We start from the raw sequence: 18,192 nt of genomic DNA, 5'->3' as shown, positions 1-18,192 counted from the left end.
GAACCGTGACCAATTCGATCGCGACCGACGCCGCGGACCGAGCCGCCGGCACAGCAGGTGCTGAGGACGACGGGGCGAGGGGCAGCGACTTCGCCCGTCTGTCACGCCGGATCGTGGGGGCGGGGCTGCTGGATCGGCGCCCCGGCTACTACGCCCTGCGGCTCGGGCTCGTCACCGCCGCCTTCGCCGGCGGCTGGGCCGTCTTCTTCGCGGTGGGCGACTCCTGGTACCAGCTGCTGGTCGCGGCCTTCCTCGCGCTGGTCTTCGCCCAGGTCGCGCTGGTCGCCCACGACCTGGCCCACCGGCAGGTCTTCCGCTCCCGGCGCTCCAGCGAGATCGCCGGTCTGGTGGCCGGAAACCTCGGCATCGGCATGAGCTACGGCTGGTGGATGGACAAGCACACCCGCCACCACGCCAACCCCAACCACGAGGACCACGACCCCGACGTCTCTCCCGACGTGCTGATCTGGTCGCCCGAACAGGCCGTCGCCAGCCGGGGGCTGTCCAGATTCCTGGGCCGCAGGCAGGCCTTCCTGTTCTTCCCGCTGCTCACGCTGGAAGGCTTCAACCTGCACGTGTCCAGCTTCCGGGCCCTGCGGCGCCCGTCGCTGAGGCACCGCGGGCGGGAGGCGGCGCTGCTGGTCGTGCACGTGGTCGCCTACCTCGCCGTGCTGTTCGCGATGCTGTCGCCGGGCAAGGCCGTGGCGTTCCTCCTCCTGCACCAGGCGATCTTCGGTGTCTACCTGGGCTGCACGTTCGCGCCCAACCACAAGGGGATGCCGATGCTGAGGGGTGACGACCGGCTCGACTTCCTCCGCCGTCAGGTGCTGACCTCGCGCAACGTGCGCGGCGGGCGGATCACGGACACGGTGCTGGGCGGGCTCAACTACCAGATCGAGCACCACCTCTTTCCGAGCATGCCGATGCCGAACCTGCGCCGCGCCCAGCCGATCGTGCGGGAGTACTGCGAGGAACTCGGCATCCCCTACCTCGAGAGCGGGCTTCTCAGCTCCTACGCGCAGGCGCTGCGGCACCTGCACGCGGCGGGGGCGCCGCTGCGGCGGGACGCCTCCACGCGAGGTCTCTGACAATCACGTGTCCCGCCGACGGGCACATGTTGCTGTTATCAGTACGGCCGGCGATTGCCTAGGGTGCTGCTGTGAAGCTCGCAGGCAGTGCCGTGCTCGGCATCGACAGAGACCGCGTGTGGTCCGCGCTCCAGAATCCGGCCGTGCTCGTGCGGACGATCCCGGGCTGCGAGCGTCTGGAGGAGACGGGACCCGACACCTACCGGATGACGGTCACCGCCGGGGTGGCCTCGATCAAGGGCGTCTACCAGGGGGAGGTCGCCCTGTCGGAGCCCGACGCGCCGCAGCGCTTCGTGCTCAGGGCCCGGGGCCAGGGGGCGCCCGGCACCGTGGACGCCACCGTGGAGGTCCGCCTCAGCGAGATCGAGGGCGGCACCCGGATCGACTACGACGCCGAAGCCGTGATCGGCGGCATGATCGGCGGTGTCGGCCAGCGCATGCTCAGCTCGGTCGTCAAGAAGACGGCGGGGGAGTTCTTCTCCGCCGTCGAGAGCCACCTCTCCGCCGCCCCGGCCTCCGCTCCCGTCGTGACCTCCGCGGCGACGTTCCCCGCCGTGACGCCACCGGCCGCGGCCGCCGATCCCGCCGTGACCCCGCAGGTCTTTGAACGCCCCGCCGCGCAGCCCAGGGCGGGCGCTCCCGTGTGGCCGGTCCTCGCCGCGTTCGGCATGGGTGCGGGCATCGCGCTCGGCAGTGCCGTGATCGGCTGGCTGCTCGGCCGTACCGGCAGAAAGAGCTGATCATGCGCCGGTGAAGAACCGGCGCTGTTCGGGTCAAGCGGCTGTGCGCTACGGCGGCGAAACGGGCGGCTCCTGGCAGTTTGGGTACGTCGGCCACGACGGTTGCCCGGGGGGACATGGAGCCGCTGCTGATCCTGCACGCCGTCGCGGCGGTGTGCGCCCCGGCGCTGGTCCGCCGTCTCGGCCGCGACGCCTTCCTCGTGCTCGCCCTGCCGCCCGCGTGCGGGCTGGGCTACGCGCTGTGGGTGGCGGTGAGCGGCGTTCCCGTCGAGTCGCGCCACGACTGGGCCCCCGCGCTGGGGCTCGGGCTGTCCTTCCGCGTCGACCCGCTGGCCCTCCTCATGACCTTCCTGGTCACGGGCGTGGGCGCCCTGGTCCTGCTGTACTGCTCCCGCTACTTCGACGCGGGGGAGGAGGGGCTCGGCCGCTTCGGCGGGGAGCTGGTGGCCTTCGCCGGGGCGATGCTCGGACTGGTGGTCGCCGACAACCTGATCCTGCTGTACGTCTTCTGGGAGCTGACCACGGTCTTCTCCTACCTGCTGATCGGCCACGACCCCGCGAGCAGGACCAGCCGCAGGGCGGCGATGCAGGCGCTGACCGTCACCACGTTCGGCGGGCTGACCATGCTGGCCGGCATGGTCGTGCTCGGCGAGACGGCGGGGACCTACGAGATCTCGCGGATCGTCGCGGACCCGCCGGCCGGTGGCGCGATCCCGGTGGCGACGGCGCTGATCCTGGTCGGCGCGCTGTCGAAGTCGGCGATCTTCCCGTTCAGCATGTGGCTGCCCGCCGCGATGGCCGCGCCGACCCCGGTATCCGCCTACCTGCACGCGGCGGCCATGGTGAAGGCGGGAATCTATCTGATCGCCAGGCTCGGCCCCGCCTTCGGCGGACTGCCCGTCTGGCAGGCGATCGTCGTACCGCTCGGACTGCTCACCATGGTGCTGGGCGGCTGGCGGGCCCTGCGCGAGTACGACCTCAAAAGGCTGCTGGCCTACGGCACGGTGAGCCAGCTGGGGTTCCTGACCGTGCTGTTCGGCGCGGCCACCAGGGACACCGCGATCGCGGGCGTCGCCATGCTGCTCGCCCACGCGCTGTTCAAGGCCTCGCTGTTCCTGGTCGTCGGCATCATCGACCACTCCACCGGCACCCGCGACCTGCGCGAGCTGAGCGGTCTGCGCCGTTCGGCGCCCTGGCTCTGCGCCACCTCGGTGGCCGCCGCGGCCTCGATGGCGGGGATCCCGCCGTTCCTGGGGTTCGTCGGCAAGGAGGCCGCGTTCGAGTCGCTGCTCACCGGGCGGCTCGCCGACACCGTGACGCTGGCCGGGGTGGTCGCCGGGTCGGTGCTCACCGCCGCCTACAGCCTGCGGTTCCTGTGGGGGGCCTTCGGCGACCGGCCCGGCCTGGAACCGGTCCCCGCGCACCGCGCCGCCGCGGCGACGTTCCTGCCGCCCGCGCTGCTCGCCGTACTCGGGCTGGTCGCCGCCCCCTACTCCGCACGGTACGGCCACGCGATGGAGGGCTACACCGGCACGTTCGCGGGGCCCGGCCACGGCACCCACCTCGCGCTGTGGACCGGCGCGCCCGTGCCGCTGCTGCTGTCGGCCGTCGCGCTGGCCGGGGGCGTCATCCTCTTCCTGGCCAGGGCGGCGGTGGCGCGTGCCGGGGAGCTTCTGCACCTGGTCGACTCCGGCCGCGCCTACTGGGCCGTCGTCCGGGCGCTGGACCGCTTCGCCCTCCAGCTGACCGGCGTCACCCAGCGCGGCTCGCTCCCCGACTACCTCATGATCGCCTTCGTCGCCATGGCGGGGATCGGCGGCTTCTCGCTGCTGTACGGCCCCGCCCGCGACATCCGGCTGGACGTGGTGCGCTGGGAGCGCGTCGAGCAGCCCCTCGTCGGCGTCCTCCTCATCGCCACGGCGCTCATCGCGACGCGGGTGAACTCGCACATCGTGCTCGCCCTGGTGGCGGGGCTCACCGGGTACGGCGTGGCACTGCTGTTCCTGGTCCACGGCTCACCGGACCTGGCGCTGACCCAGTTCCTCGCCGAGACGCTGAGCCTGGTGGTGTTCGTGCTGGTGCTCCGCAGGCTCCCGGTGGGACCGAGGGAGGGCCAGCTCAGAGTGCCCTTCGGCGTGCGCCTGGCCCTCGGGGTGGTGAGCGGCGTCGTGATCGTCGGGGCCGGGATGCTGGCGGAGAGCGCGCGCTCGGCGGTGCCGGTCGGCAGCCTGATGGCCGGGGCCGCCGAGGAGGCCGGTGCCGCGAACATCGTCAGCGCGCTGCTGGTGGACATCCGGGCGTGGGACACCATGGGGGAGAGCTCCGTGCTCGTCGTCCTCACCCTCGGGGTGACCAGCCTGATCTTCCTGCGCCGCCGTATGTACGCGCTGGAACGCCCCTCGGGGAAGGTGCGCAGGGGAGAAGGGACGCACTGGCTCGCGGCGACCCTGCCCGTCGGGCAGCAGGCCGTCGTCCTGGAGATCGTGGCCCGGCTGATCTTTCACACGGTGGTGCTGATCTCGATCTTCCTGCTGTTCACCGGGCACAGCTCGGTGGGGGGCGGGTTCGCGGGCGGCATCGTGGCCGGGCTCGCGCTGGTCGTCCGCTACCTCGCCGGTGGCCGCTACGAGCTGGCCGTCGCGGTGCCGGTCCACGCCGGGGTGCTGATCGGCATCGGCCTCCTGCTGTCAACGGTCACCGCGTTCTGGGGACTGCTGGTCGCCGGCGCGCCACTGGACATGCTGGCCGCGGACGTGGCGATCCCGCTGGTCGGCAAGCTCCACCTGTCCACCGTGCTGCTGTTCGACATCGGGGTCTACGTCACGGTGGTCGGCATGGTCCAGGACATCCTGCGCAGCCTGGGCGCGGAGCTGGACCGGCAGATCGACGACGAGGAGGGCCGGTGACCATCTCGCTGCTGCCTCTGCTGGTGTCGGGGACGCTGGTGACGGCCGGGGTGACGCTCCTGCTGGAGCGGAGCCTGATCCGGCTGCTGGTCGGCGTCATCCTCCTCGGCAACGGGGTGAACCTGCTGATCCTCACCGTCGGCGGCCCCGTGGGGGAGCCGCCGATCCTCGGCAGGTCCGACCCGGAGCGGATGGCCGACCCGCTGCCGCAGGCGATGGTGCTCACCTCCATCGTGATCACCCTGGGCGTCACCGCGTTCCTGCTCGCCGTGGTCCACCGGTCCTGGCAGCTCACCGGCGGTGACGAGGTTCAGGACGACACCGAGGACCGCAGGGTACGGCTGCGCGCCCGGCGCGGGGAGCTCACCCAGGCCGTGCTCGCCAAGCAGGACGCCTACCGGCGGCTGGTCCGGGAGCAGCGCGAGGAGCTCGCCCGGCTGGAGGCCGCGCGGCACGAGAGGGAGCACCGGGAGGCCCAGGAGCTGGAGCGCCAGATCCTGGACGTCAACGTCGACCTGGGCCGCTGGCTCCAGGCGCACAAGGACGCCGGACTGTCCAGCGAGCAGATCGAGGAGCGGCTCGCCGAGGCCCGGCGCGCCGAGGCGGCGTCGAAGGAGAGCAGGCAGGAACGGGTCGGCAAGCTGCGCGCGGAATTCGCCCGCAGGGAGCGGGAGCAGGCCGAGCGGGAGCGGGAGATCCGCAGGCGGTTCCGGATCCGCCAGCGCGAGGCGCGCAAGCAGATGCGAGCGGCCATCCGGGCCGACCGGGAGCGGCAGGCCAGGGCGCAGGATCCGGATCTGGAGGGGGACGACTGATGACGGTGCCACAGGCCGTGCACACGATGGGCGGCAGGCCACCGGGGGGCCGGGGGTGGTGGGCCGAGCCGGGCGCGGGAGCGCCGGGGAGGCGGGCCGTACCCGGGGCCCGGGAGTGCCCTGCCGTGCCGGGGGCGTGTGGTGCGGGCGGGGAGGGCCGGTGGAGGTGCTGATCCCGGTGCCGGTGGTGCTGCCGCTGCTGGCCGCCGGGCTCAAGCTGGCCATCGGAGGGCGGCTGCGCGGGCTCCAGTCGCTCATCAGCGTGGTCACGCTCACGACCGTGCTGGTGGTCTCATCCGTCCTGCTGGTTGCGGCCGACACCGGCGGGCCGCTGGTGACCTACGCCGGAGGCTGGGGTGCGCCGATCGGCATCGCCCTGGTCGCCGACCGGCTCTCCACGCTGATGCTGGTGGTCTCCTCGGCGGTGACGCTGTGCGTGATGGTCTACTCCATCTCGCAGGCCTACGCCGACCAGGAGCGCACCGCCCCCCTGTCGATCTTCCACCCGGCCTACCTCATCATGGTCGCCGGAGTGTCGGACGCCTTCCTCGCCGGTGACCTGTTCAACCTCTTCGTCGCGTTCGAGATGCTGCTCAGCGGGTCCTACGTGCTGCTCACCTTCGGCGGGACCGAGTCCCGCATCCGGGCGGGCGCGACCTACGTGGTGATAGGGCTGGCGTCGTCGATGCTGTTCCTGGTCGGGATCGCGGTGGCCTACGGCGCGACCGGCACCGTGTCGACCGCCCAGCTCGCCGAGCGGTTCTCCGTGCTGCCCGAGCACGTCAAGCTGCTGGTGGAGCTGTTGCTGCTGCTGGTCTTCGTGGTCAAGGCCGCGATCTTCCCGATGTCGGCATGGCTGCCCGACTCCTATCCGACCGCGCCCGCTCCGGCGACGGCGCTCTTCGCCGGGCTGCTCACCAAGGTCGGCATCTACTCGATCATCCGTCTGGAGGCGCTGCTGTTCCCCGGCGGCCCGGTGAGCGGCCTGCTGATGTGGGCGGCCCTGCTGACCATGCTGGTCGGGGTGTTCGGCGCGGTGGCCCAGACCGACATCAAACGGATGCTCTCCTTCACCCTGGTCAGCCATATCGGCTACATGGTGTTCGGGGTCGCGCTCTCCTCCGTCCTGGGCATGGCGGGCGCGGTGTTCTACGTCGTCCACCACATCACCGTGCAGACCAGCCTCTTCCTGGTGACCGGGCTGATCGAGCGCCGTACCGGCACGACCTCACTGGACCGGCTGGGAGGCCTGATGAGGCTGGCGCCCCTGATCGCGGTGCTCTTCTTCGTCCCCGCGATGAACCTGGCGGGCATCCCGCCGATGTCCGGCTTCCTCGGCAAGCTGACGCTGATCCAGGCGGGGGTGGCCGACGGCAGTCCCATGGCGATCACCCTGGTGGTGGGGAGCCTGGTGACGAGCCTGCTCACCCTGTACGCAGTGGCCACGACGTGGAACAAGGCGTTCTGGCGGACACCGCCCCCCGGGATGATCAAGAAGGTGGGGACCGTGCTGGAGGGGGAGGAGACCCCCGTCATCCGGGCGACCGGCACCGAGGGGATCACCGGCCGCGCGATCGTCACCAGCTCGACCATCCCGCTCCCGCTGCTCGGCTCCGCGATGGCCCTGGTGGCGCTGGCCCTGTCGTTCACCGTGCTGGCCGGACCGCTGTCCGCCCTCGCGGAACGGACCGCCGGCGAGCTGATGGCCCGCGAGCCGTACATCTCAGCGGTGCTCGGAGGCGAGCGGTGAGCGGGCGGAGCGGCCCGAGCCGCGTCCCCAGGCTGCTGGGCAGGCCCGTCCCGCTGTCGCAGGTGGCCTGGCTCACGGTGGTCTGGCTGCTGCTCTGGGGCGACCTCAGCGTGGGGAACGTGCTCGGCGGCCTGCTGGGCGGGCTGGTCGTGGTCTGGCTGCTGCCCCTCCCGGTGGTGAACACCGGCCTCCGCGTCCATCCTTTCGCGGCACTCGTCTTCCTGGTCCGCTTCGCGGGGGACCTGGTGGTCTCCAGCTTCCGCGTCGCGTTCTGGGCACTGCGCCTGGGCGCGCTGCCACCGGTCCACATCGTCGAGGTACGGCTGCGCTCGTCGTCGGAGGTCATGGCCGTGCTGATCACGGTGGCGCTGTCGGCGCTGCCGGGCAGCCTGGTCCTTGAGGTGCACGGCAGGGAGAGGGAGCTGGTGCTGCACGTGCTCGGCATCACGGGCGACGTCCAGGAGATCGTCCAGGATGACGTGACCCGGCTGGAGAGCCGCATCGTGGCGGCCTTCGGCACCCGAGCCGACCAGGAGGAACTGCGGTGACAGGCACCCGAGCCGACCAGGAGGAACTGCGGTGACAGGCACCCGAGCCGACCAGGAGGAACTGCGGTGACGACGGTGTATCTGGCGGCGCTGGCGCTGCTCGGCTGCGCGGCGGCGCTGACGCTTTACCGGCTGGTGCGCGGCCCCTCCATGCTGGACCGGGCGGTCGCCCTGGACGTGCTCACCGCCGTGATCATGTGCGGGATCGGTACGGGGGCCGCGGTGCTCGACGAGTACTCCGCGCTGCCGGTGCTGCTGGTGCTGGCCATGCTCGGGTTCGTCGGATCGGTCTCGCTGGCCAGGTTCTTCTCGGGCAGGGCGCGTTGACCGCGCTGGACGCGGCCGCCGCCGCGTGCCTGCTGCTGGGCGCCGCGCTCGCGTTCGCGGCGGGGGTGGGGATGTACCGGTTCCCCGACACTCTGTCGCGCATGCACCCGGCGACCAAGCCCCAGGTCCTGGGCCTGCACCTGATCCTGCTGGCCATGTGGCTGCGCGAGCCCACCTGGACGACGGCCGGGACGTTGCTGCTGGTCGGCCTCTTCCAGGTGATCACGGCGACGGTGGCCGCCTACATGGTGGGACGGGCGGCCTACCGGGCGCGGACGCCGGACGACGACGGCACGGCCATCCCACCCCGCGACCCTCGCGCGTGAGGCCCGCCCGGCGGGCTGAGACGCCGGTGTCCACGGCCCGAGTTCGGGGAGCGCTCGGCAGGGCGTTTCGGCAGGGCGTTTCGGCAGGGCGGTGTTGTGCGGAGAATGCTCGGCAGGCGTTTCGGCAGGGCGGTGTTGTGCGGGGAGCGCTCGGCAGGGCGATGTGCTGGGAGGGGCATCCGGCTCCGCGACCCTCGCGCGTGACGATCGCCCGGCGTAACGTGGCCCGTATGCGCGAGGAACGTGCGGAGGACGCCCGAACCGAGGCCAGACGACTGATCCGTGACCTGCTGGGTGAGGAGCGACCCGACGCGGGTGTCCTGCTCCGCGAGGCGGGGGCCGCGCTCGGCGCCGACCGCGTCGCACGCTGCGCCGACCTCGCCCGGGGCGCCCCGCTGACCCGCAGGTCCACCGAGCTCGCGGCGCTGGCCGGGCTGCTGGTCGGCACCCGTGACCTGGGGGAGGGGTGGTGGCGACGGGAGCGCGGCGGCAAGCTGCCTGCCCCGGACGAGGTGCTCCGCAGCGCGACCGCCGTCGACCCGTGGACCGACCTGACCGTGCTGGAGATGCTCGCCGCCTGGGTCGCCGACGACGTCGCGGACGAGGCCTGGGGCCGGCCGGTCGCGGTGACCGACCTGAACTCCTGGCAGGCGGAGGACCGGGTCGAGCTGCCCGAGGACGCCGCTCCCGGCCGGCGGATCGTGGTCTCCTTCGACGCGGGGGGCCGGCTCGACGCGGTGGTGATCCGCCGCCCGGACGGCGATCTCGGCTCCAACCTGGACTTCGACTCGCTGCGCTACTCCCGCCCGGCCGAGGCCCAGTGGAGCTGGGGCGTGGCGGCCGGTCTCGGCCCGCACCGGTTGGACGAGCACCCCGACCCCTACGCGCAGCCGGTGGACGCCGAGGCCGCCGGAATCCTGCGCGGCTGGGCCCTGCGCCACGGCGCCTCCACCGGGCAGGCCGGTGAGCCGTGGCGGGTCAGGGGCGACGTCATCGCCGCGATCGAGCGCGTCGACTGGATGTGGCGCAGCGGCGAGTGGTTCGCCTGGTGGCGCGCCGTGGCCGCCCTGGCCGACGGCGCCTCCGACCGCCTCGCCGCCCGCCTGGAGGAGATCGCCGCCGCCCCGTAGCCCGGCCCGGACCTGTATCGCCTGTCGCCGCAGCTCCGGCGCGGACCCCGGACCTGTGCCGGGTCCGTGGCGATCGTTCCAGCCGGTCTCATGGCCGGATCGCCGCACCCGGTGAAGGCGTGTGGTCGTGTCCCACTCGGCAGTCGGCCGCCTTGCTCCCGGCGGCGCCGACACCGTCCCTATCCGGCCACGGGCTTCTCACTGTCCTGATCCGGCCATGAACTTCTCGCAGCCTCGCTGCCGGCAGAACGACGCCTTCGGCGGCCTCAGGTCCATCGGCCCGCAGAGGCTTTTGGCGCTCCTGTTGCCGGCCTGATTCACCGCCGACACCACCTCGCTCTACCGTGTGCGACCTGGCTCTGAGAGTCGCACTGTCAGTCATCGAATTACGGAGAGTCGTCCGAGCAGTCACCGTGCGCTTCTCCGCGTCGATTTTCTGTCCCTGCAATTCGGTCACCCAAAGTCGCCTGACGCGCACTCATTTGACAAGTCATTTTCTCAAACCTGGCGTGTGCGTATTTATTTGTTCCTTATGTAGATTTTGCGGGATCGGATGTTCCCGCAAGGTACCGAGAGGTAGAGCGGCGCTCGCGATAGGCAGGCGCCGCGGAACCGGTTGTGTCCTGGACGCGCATCCGGGCTGTCAGCTGCTGGGCGCATCGTCCGAGGCGGCAGCTCCGGCCACCCGCTTGCCCTGCTGGTGGAGGGATCTCGCCTGCCTTGACCGGGCGGCCGGCTTGGTGATGGCACAGCGCTCTATCCACCAGTGGCCCGGGCGTGTTCGGCGAGGTGGACGGCCGATCGACGGACAGCGAGTAGTCGCGATGTTTGCCGCCCCTATGGTCGACGATGCATACGGGCCGCTTTGCGTCCTTGATCTGGGTGAAACTCTTTTGACCAACGTATGACGCGTTGATCGTTTTCGTCACTCGCGAGTCAGCTTGAACTATTTTTCGCAAGTTGAGAAGAGTGTCTGGCATGCACTTTTTGTGATCTTGAACACCCTGGTAAGCGTTCTGATCTTGGTTATACAGTTTGATCGTTTTGCACTCCCTCTCCGAATGGAGGTTGGGTGGACTCCCCCTTTTTGGTCCGCTCTTCCACGCCGCTACGCCGGCGTAAAACGCTCCACCGAGTCATGGTCGTGGGGCTCGCAGCCGCGTTGCTGGCCTCCTCTGCGCAGGCAGCCCAAGGATCAGTAGCACCTCCGACGCCGCAGCCGGAAACACCACAGACCAAGCAGGTGACCGAGCGCCCGGATCGGGTGGCGGCGGCGCTGACAGCCCGGCTGCAGGGCAGCCGGATTCTCATCAGCGATGAGACGACCGAGACGAGCCTGTCCTACAGCAACCCCGACGGGACGATCACGGTCGAGGCGACCAGCGGTGTCGCCCGCATCCGCCAGGGCGAACGCTGGACGCCGGTCGACACCAGCTTGATCGAGGACAACGGGGTGCTGCGGCCGCGTGCGGCCAAAGCGGTCGTGGAACTGTCGCCCGGTGGGGAGGGCAAGCCGCTGGCCAAGATGTCTCGCGACGACGAGCAGTCGTTCGCGCTGACCTGGCCCACCGCGCTGCCCAAACCCGTGATCAAGGACAACGTCGCCACCTACCCCGACGCCGCTGGCGCGGGCGCCGACCTGGTGGTCACCGCTCTGCCCACGGGCTTTCGGCACGATGTGGTGCTGCGGGAACGCCCTAGCGGGCCGGTGGAGTTCAAGATCCCGGTCGAGACCAAGGGGCTGACCCTTGCCGAAACCGAGCAGGGCGGCTTGAAGCTGACCGATGCCAAGGGCAAGACGGTCGCCTCCGCGCCCGAGCCGTTCATGTACGACTCACCTGCAGGGGAAGCACCGCAGCAGGCGGGGGCGGCGACGGCCGAAGCGAAGATCGACACCAGTGTGGTGCGCGGGGGCGATCAGCAGGTCCTTGTCCTCAAACCGGATCCGGCGTTCCTGGCCGACCCGACCACCAAATACCCGGTGACGGTGGACCCGACCACCACACTCGGCGCGCAGACCGACGTCACGGTCACCGGCATGTACCCCTCCACACCGAACGCCTCAGCCGATCACATCGGCACGACCAGCAGCTGGTATGACGATCTCGGCGTCCAGCGGCGCTACAACTCCTACGGCCTGGTGAAGTTCGATCTGGCCTCGCTGACCAGCCAGCCCGGCCTCAACGTCACCGACGCCAAGCTGGAGCTGTGGGGCTTCGGCAGCTCCTCCTGTGAGATCGGTCAGGGTGTCACCGTCCAGCAGGTCACCAGTTCCTGGACCCAGTCCGTCACCTACAACACCAAGCCGACGACCACCACCACCGGACAGCAGACCGTTCTGGACCCGCACGACTGCGGACCCAGCACCCCATATCGGTCGTGGACCTGGCCGATCACCTCGATGGTGCAGGGCTGGATGACCGGCACCGCCAACCACGGGGTGATGCTGCGCCCCAAGTTCGAGTGGACCTCCGGCACCCTGTACTACGGCGCGTCCTTCCACTCTTCGGAGATGACCGGCGCGAACGCGCACCCGCCCAAACTGATCGTCACCTACGGCTCCACCCCGTCGGTCGGCACGCTGCGCGCCGCGCCGATCGTGGTGACCAAGAGCGTCACCGAGACCAACACCACCACGCCGCGGCTGTTCGCCGACCTGAAGGACCCCGACGGCGGCCAGTTGCGCGGGGAGTTTCAGGTTGAGCGCAACCCGGACGTGCCCCCCTACGACGGCGGCGGTAGCGGATTGCTGTGGTCCGGCGGCGTGGACGGCGTCCAGGCCGGCGGCATCGCCTCGGTGACCGTCCCGGCCGGCAACCTGGCCGACGGCATGGCGGTGCGCTGGCGGGCCCGCGCCTTCGACGGCGGCGAGTACTCGCCATGGACCGCATGGACGGCGCTGCACATCGATACCAGCCCGCCGAACGTCGCCATCACCTGCCCGCAGGCGCCGAACGGCCAGTGGAGCAGCGCCACCACGGTGCAGTGCGATATCACCACCACCAGCACTGACGTGATGGCGATGCTGTGGGGCCTGGACGACCCGGCCACCCCCAGGGTTGAGGACGACGGCAAGGTCGCCAACTACATCACCAAGAAGACCATCACCCTCACCGACCTGCCCAGCGGCTGGCACACCCTGCACGTCAAGAGCCGCGACAAGGCCCACAACACCTCGACGGTAACCACTTACAGCTTCGGCACCGGCGTCGGCGGCCTCACCAAACCGGTGACCGGCGACCGCACCCAGCAGGCCATCACTCTGGGATCCAGCGCGCCCACCGCGCGCACCGGCGTGCGTTACGAATACCGCACCGACGTCGCCAACGGCACCTGGGCCGCCATCCCCACCGCCGATGTGACCGTGCCCGGGTCGGCCACTCCGATCGCCTCCTGGCCGCAGATACGCACCGACACCGGCAAGGACTTCGCCGACCTGACCTGGAACCTGGCCAAGACCCTGCAAGGCCAGAACCGCACGGACGGCCCGGTGCAGATCCGCGCCTGCTTGTCCGGCGGCACGGCCGAGGCCTGCTCCACCGCGGCCACCGTCACCCTGGACCGCTCGGCCTTCGGCGGCTCCTACGCCACCGACGACCTAGGCCCCGGCAAGGTGGCTCTGAACACCGGTGACTACTCGCTGACCGAGTCCGATGCTGGCATCTTCGGCCTGGCGGTGGGGCGCAGCCACACCACCCTCAAGCCCACGACCACTATTACGACCGGCCCGACCGGGATGTTCGGCCCCGGATGGAAGGCATCCTTCCCCACCGGCTCCTCCGACGCCAGCAACTACCAACTAGAGAGCGGCACGACCGACAACTCGCTGACCCTTGTCGGCGCGAGCGGCGAAACACTCAGCTACACCGTCTCCGCTGACGGCACCTTCAAGGGCGTGGGTGACGCCGACGACGGCTCGAAAATCGTGGTGAACTCCGCAACCCAAGTCACCCACCACGACTCCGCCGGGATCAGGACCGTCTTTACCTGGTCGGGTGAACGCTGGCTGGTCACCAAGATCGAAGACATCCCGCAGGAATCCACCTTCACCTACACCCGGGATGCTCAGGGTCGAGTAACTCGGATGACCGCCCCCGCTCCCACGGCCGTGACCTGCGGCGCCACCCTGGTCGCCGGCTGCCGGGCGCTGGAGTTCACCTATGCCACAGCGACCACCGCGACCGGCACTGGATCGGGCTGGGGCGATTACAACGGCCTGATCAAGAAGATCGCCTTCACCGCCTATGACCCTGAGACAGCGGCAATGAAGACCATCCCGGTGGCCACCTACACCTATGACTCCACCGGGCACCTACGCGTGAGGACCAACGCCCGCACCGGGCTGAGCACCTCCTACTACTACAACGCCCAGGGCCGTATCTCCCAGCTCACCCCACCTGGGCTTGCAGCCTGGCGGATGGACTACGACGCTTCCGGGCGGATCGCGCACGTGCAGCGCGAAGGCGGCGACGTCGACCCGACCCAGGCAGTGGTCTACAACGTCCCGATCGGCGGCGCCGGAGCCCCGGTCGACCTGACCCTCACTGAGACCACCAAGTGGGGCCAGCTCTCCGGCCTGCCTCGCCTGGGCGCGGCGACGTTCCCCGCCTCCCGGGTCCCGGCTCGTGGTGGCGACGGCACCTACCAGCCCTCGGCCGAGGACTTCAAGGACAGCACGATCGCCTACCTGGACGTCAACGGGCGCAAGGTCAACACCGCGACCTTCGGCGCCGGCACCTGGCAGATCTCCGCTGCCCGCTACGACGACAAGGGCAACCTCGTCTGGTCCCTCACCCCTGGCAACCGCGCCCAGGCCGTCACGTCAAACACTGACACCAACCCGTACGTGAGCAGTCGAGGCGATTCGATCGAGCGGGCCAACCTTCTTGCCTCGATCAGCACCTACAACCTCGATGGCGATCTTCTTCTCGAGGAAAGGCCAGCTCACCAGGCAAAGCTCGTCTCTGGGACCTACTCAACCATCCGGGAACGCTCCACCTTCATCTATGACGAAGGCAAGCCCCAATCGAACATCAACTACCATCTGGTAACTACTGTCCGACACGAGCCAGTCGTTTTGGACGGCACCGCCGCCCCTGGCGCGGCTGACGTCCGTACCGCCAAGGCTGGCTACGACCCGGTCGCCAGCGGCGATAAGTCCGGCTGGGACCTACGGGCCGCGACTCGCTCCACTGTCGTCGTCGATGGCCAGGCCGACATAGTTCGTAAGACCCGTTACAACACCAAAGGCCAGGTGATCGAAGAGCAGACGCCCCAAAGCAACGGCGCGGACGCCGGCACCACGGTCACCACCTATTACACCGCTGACGGCTCTGGTCCTATCGAGTGCCGTAAACCCGAGTGGGCAGGTCTGGGATGCCAAAGTGGCCCGAAGGCTCAGCCGACCTCCGGTAAGCCGCTGCCGATATCCCAGGTAGCTGCTTACAACTACTTCGGTCTGCCGGTTAGCACCACCGAAACCGCCGGAACGGTCACTCGCGCGACAACCGTCCGCTACGACGCCGCTGGACGCGCCATCGGGCTCAAGACCACAGTGACGCCGGAGGCCGAAGGCGGCGTTCCGATGCCGGAGACCGTCACCACCTATGATCCGGCCACTGGTCTGGTCACCAATGTCACCGCAGGTACGGCATCCACCGTTACCGGCTACGACACGTTCGGTCGCGCGGTGTCCTACGCCGACGCCGACGGCAACACCTCCGGCGCCACCTACACCATCGACGGCAAGGTCGCCACCACCAGCGACGGCAAGGGCACCACGAGCTACACCTATGACGGCACCGACTATTGGGGCCGTCAAGAACATCGAGGCCTGCTCACCAAGGTCGACACTCCCGGCGTGGGCGCCTTTCAGGGAGTTTACGGAGAAAATGGCCAGCTCATCCAGCAGGCCTATCCCAACTGGCTGATCGCTGAATACCGCTATGACAACGCCGGCAACAACGTCGCTCTGACCTATGCCAAGGACCAGACGCGCTGGCTTGAGTTCACCAACACTCCGGGCACCGGCGAAGCTGTCGCCCAAACGACCAGCCCAGCCAGCCGGCAGGATTACACCTACGACACTGCAGGACGCCTGACCAAGGTGGCCGACACCTATAACCAGCGGTGCACCACACGTGCCTACGCCTTTACCCCCAACACCAACCGTAGCCGCCTGGACGTCTACAGCCCTGGCGGAAGTGGTGAGTGCACTACTTCCAGCACCCCGGTCACAACGTCATACACCTACGACGGAGCCGATCGGCTCACTAGCCCCGGCTACACCTACGACGCATTCGGCCGCACCACTACTGTGCCAACGGCGCACACCTCTGGCAGCGCTGACCTGACTATCGGCTTCCACGCCAATGACATGGTCGCCTCCATGCAGCAGGCCGGTGTTAACCGCACCTTCACCCTTGATCCCCGAGGTCGTATCCGCAGCACAACGCAGACCGGCGGTACTCGTCCGGGCACCATGGTGAACCACTACGCCGGTGGTAGCGACGCGCCCATTTGGATCGCCGAGGCCGATGGCTCCTGGAGCCGCAACATCAAAAGTATCACCGGTGGTCTAGGTGCAATTCAGCGCTCCACTGGCCAGGTCGCCTTGCAACTGGCCAACTTGCACGGCGACATTGTCGCCACGGCCGACGCCAGCACACTCACCACTGGAATCGATTCCTACTTCGAGCAAACAGAGTACGGCACCCCCCGCGCTGAAAACGCCGACGATCCTGCTCGGTACGGCTGGCTCGGTAGCCATGAAAGATCAGTAGATTCCCTCGGCGGAATAGTATTGATGGGAGCGCGCCTATACAACCCGACTATAGGGCGCTTCTTGCAGGTCGATCCTGTCACGCATGGGTCAGCCAATGCGTACGAATACTGTTTCGCCGATCCAATCGGCTGTAAGGACCTGGACGGACGGGCAGGCTGTCCGTGGTGGTGTCAGATCGGTTTTTGGGCGCTTGAAGAAGCAGCAGGTGCCGCCTGCATCGGTACCGGCGCCCTCTTCGTAGCCTGCCGGGGACTGGTCGGCGGCGGAGTTAACATGATCAAGGAGCTCATAACCTGCGAAAAAAACTGCAATGATCCGCTACTTGACTTCTGGTACGGATTCGTAACAGGATCAGCCACAACAATAGGCATCGCAACCTGGGTAATACCAAAACTGATATCGCTTGCAAAAAAATATCTTTCGCCTTCAATTCTAAAAAAACTGCAACCCGCCCTCAAGTGGCTGCAAGATGAAGCGAATAAGCTCAACCCCCCCAAGGGGGGCAAGCCAATGTCGTCAGCGGCGTTTGAAAAAGCGTTTAAACAGGCAGTGGTCGACTATCAGTGCATGACCGGGCCATGCACTGGAAGTTATACGGGACACGTCGGAATAACCATCAATACACATTGACGCAGAAATAAGACTTCATGAAGGTGGAGATGTGCGCCCTGAGCTCATACACATCTCCACCTTCATGACGAATCGACTTGCCATGAAAATAAACCCCCTAATCGAAGACGGCTCTACTCTTCCACTTCATCGGATGACATAGAAAAATAGGTGGCTAGCGAGCGTCGACCGCGCGCTAGGCTAGGCCAAACCTTGAATGATCAGAGGGACCCGCTGCCGCGGCGATTATCGTCTGAGCGACAGGGGCGCGGCAACTATCCGACTACCAAAGGGGCGGTTGCCGCGCTGGTGGTCAAGGAGCATCTTCGGTAGGCCGAACAGCAGTGGCAGGACGCGATGCCCGATTCGCACTGACTACAGCCGATGCGCCATGCCTGTTATCAGACAGAATCCAGCTAAAACGATGAAAGGTTCCAGATGCGTCGCCCGCGAGAAGCAGCTAAAAAATTTGCCTTCATGATGTCATTATGGTTGATTGGATTCGGCGTGATCTTCGGAATGTCCGCGCTGTTCAGCTTGCCGTGGCTGGCGGACGTACTGCGTGGTCGTTTTGCGCTACTCATCGGCGTGCTCGTTCTGCTGGGATTTGTGGCCTTCATTGGATGGTCGGTGCAGAAGATCAGGAAAAGACAACGTCAGTCTGCTGAGTAACATATGCACATATGAGTGCCTGGATAGCCCAGCTCGGCTGGCTGCCCGACGACCTGCGGCAAGGCAGATCTATCCTTTGCGGGCGCGCGCCCCGCCCGGCTGATGCAGTGTGTTTCGCAAAGGGAACTACAGGAGGCCGCACCACTGTCTCTGTTCCCGGTAGTCCGCGCGCGAGCGACCGCACCCCCTTCGTGGACATAGAAGCCGAGCACTTCTCCGATCGCCATAGAACTTGTGCCCGCCATGTCTGCAAACTCTCGACGTCGTCACGCCCGTACTCACCGCGCCCCCTCCCAGCGGTATGGGCGTCATGCACCGACACCACGGCCACTGCTCCCCTGCACATGCAGAGAGCCCGGGCATCGGCCCGCCAGGCTGGTCGACCTCCGGTCATCCGATCGAGGAAACATCGCCACCGGACCGGCTCTGCTGCCTGTCCCTCCCCGATCGCCCAGCCGCCCCACCCGTTCGGACACGTTGTCGGCCTAGGTCGTTTC

General features: G+C 68.3%; 11 protein-coding genes. All 11 read left to right on the top strand.

The window, feature by feature from the left end:
• Window positions 1–5: 5 nt before the first annotated feature.
• The gene (locus SROS_RS32155; RefSeq protein WP_012893098.1) at window positions 6–1,088 is read left to right on the top strand and encodes a fatty acid desaturase family protein; all 1,083 of its coding nucleotides are present in this window, start codon (window positions 6–8) and stop codon (window positions 1,086–1,088) included.
• Between the two features lie 71 nt (window positions 1,089–1,159).
• Window positions 1,160–1,828 (top strand): SRPBCC family protein, encoded by a 669-nt coding sequence (locus SROS_RS32150; protein ID WP_012893097.1) that lies wholly within the window; start codon window positions 1,160–1,162, stop codon window positions 1,826–1,828.
• 116 nt (window positions 1,829–1,944) lie between these two features.
• Window positions 1,945–4,734: a Na+/H+ antiporter subunit A gene (locus tag SROS_RS32145; RefSeq protein ID WP_012893096.1), complete on the top strand. Its 2,790-nt coding sequence runs from the start codon at window positions 1,945–1,947 to the stop codon at window positions 4,732–4,734.
• A complete protein-coding gene (locus tag SROS_RS32140) occupies window positions 4,731–5,549 on the top strand; it encodes a Na(+)/H(+) antiporter subunit C (RefSeq protein ID WP_012893095.1) in 819 nt (272 codons plus the stop codon). Before SROS_RS32145 ends, SROS_RS32140 begins: the two co-directional genes overlap by 4 nt.
• A 160-nt stretch (window positions 5,550–5,709) precedes the next feature.
• Window positions 5,710–7,299 carry a Na+/H+ antiporter subunit D gene (locus SROS_RS32135; RefSeq protein ID WP_012893094.1) on the top strand — a complete coding sequence of 530 codons (1,590 nt, stop codon included), beginning with the start codon at window positions 5,710–5,712 and terminating at the stop codon, window positions 7,297–7,299.
• Entirely contained in the window at window positions 7,296–7,847 is a 552-nt protein-coding gene (locus SROS_RS32130; RefSeq protein ID WP_012893093.1) for a Na+/H+ antiporter subunit E, read from the top strand. Before SROS_RS32135 ends, SROS_RS32130 begins: the two co-directional genes overlap by 4 nt.
• A gap of 66 nt (window positions 7,848–7,913) precedes the next feature.
• Window positions 7,914–8,174 carry an MrpF/PhaF family protein gene (locus SROS_RS32125; RefSeq protein ID WP_012893092.1) on the top strand — a complete coding sequence of 87 codons (261 nt, stop codon included), beginning with the start codon at window positions 7,914–7,916 and terminating at the stop codon, window positions 8,172–8,174.
• On the top strand, window positions 8,171–8,500 hold the full coding sequence (gene mnhG, locus SROS_RS32120; protein WP_012893091.1) for a monovalent cation/H(+) antiporter subunit G: 330 nt from the start codon (window positions 8,171–8,173) through the stop codon (window positions 8,498–8,500). Before SROS_RS32125 ends, mnhG begins: the two co-directional genes overlap by 4 nt.
• Before the next feature lie 230 nt (window positions 8,501–8,730).
• Entirely contained in the window at window positions 8,731–9,630 is a 900-nt protein-coding gene (locus SROS_RS32115; protein ID WP_012893090.1) for a hypothetical protein, read from the top strand.
• A gap of 1,243 nt (window positions 9,631–10,873) precedes the next feature.
• Window positions 10,874–17,044, top strand: coding sequence for an RHS repeat-associated core domain-containing protein (locus SROS_RS32110; RefSeq protein ID WP_043653341.1), 6,171 nt, complete (start codon window positions 10,874–10,876; stop codon window positions 17,042–17,044).
• A gap of 417 nt (window positions 17,045–17,461) precedes the next feature.
• On the top strand, window positions 17,462–17,695 hold the full coding sequence (locus SROS_RS50135; protein WP_148269270.1) for a hypothetical protein: 234 nt from the start codon (window positions 17,462–17,464) through the stop codon (window positions 17,693–17,695).
• The last annotated feature ends 497 nt before the right edge of the window (window positions 17,696–18,192 follow it).

Origin of the sequence: Streptosporangium roseum DSM 43021 (genome assembly GCF_000024865.1) — a bacterium.
In the GTDB taxonomy this organism is placed as follows: domain Bacteria; phylum Actinomycetota; class Actinomycetes; order Streptosporangiales; family Streptosporangiaceae; genus Streptosporangium; species Streptosporangium roseum.
This window is presented reverse-complemented; position numbering and strand designations above follow the sequence as displayed.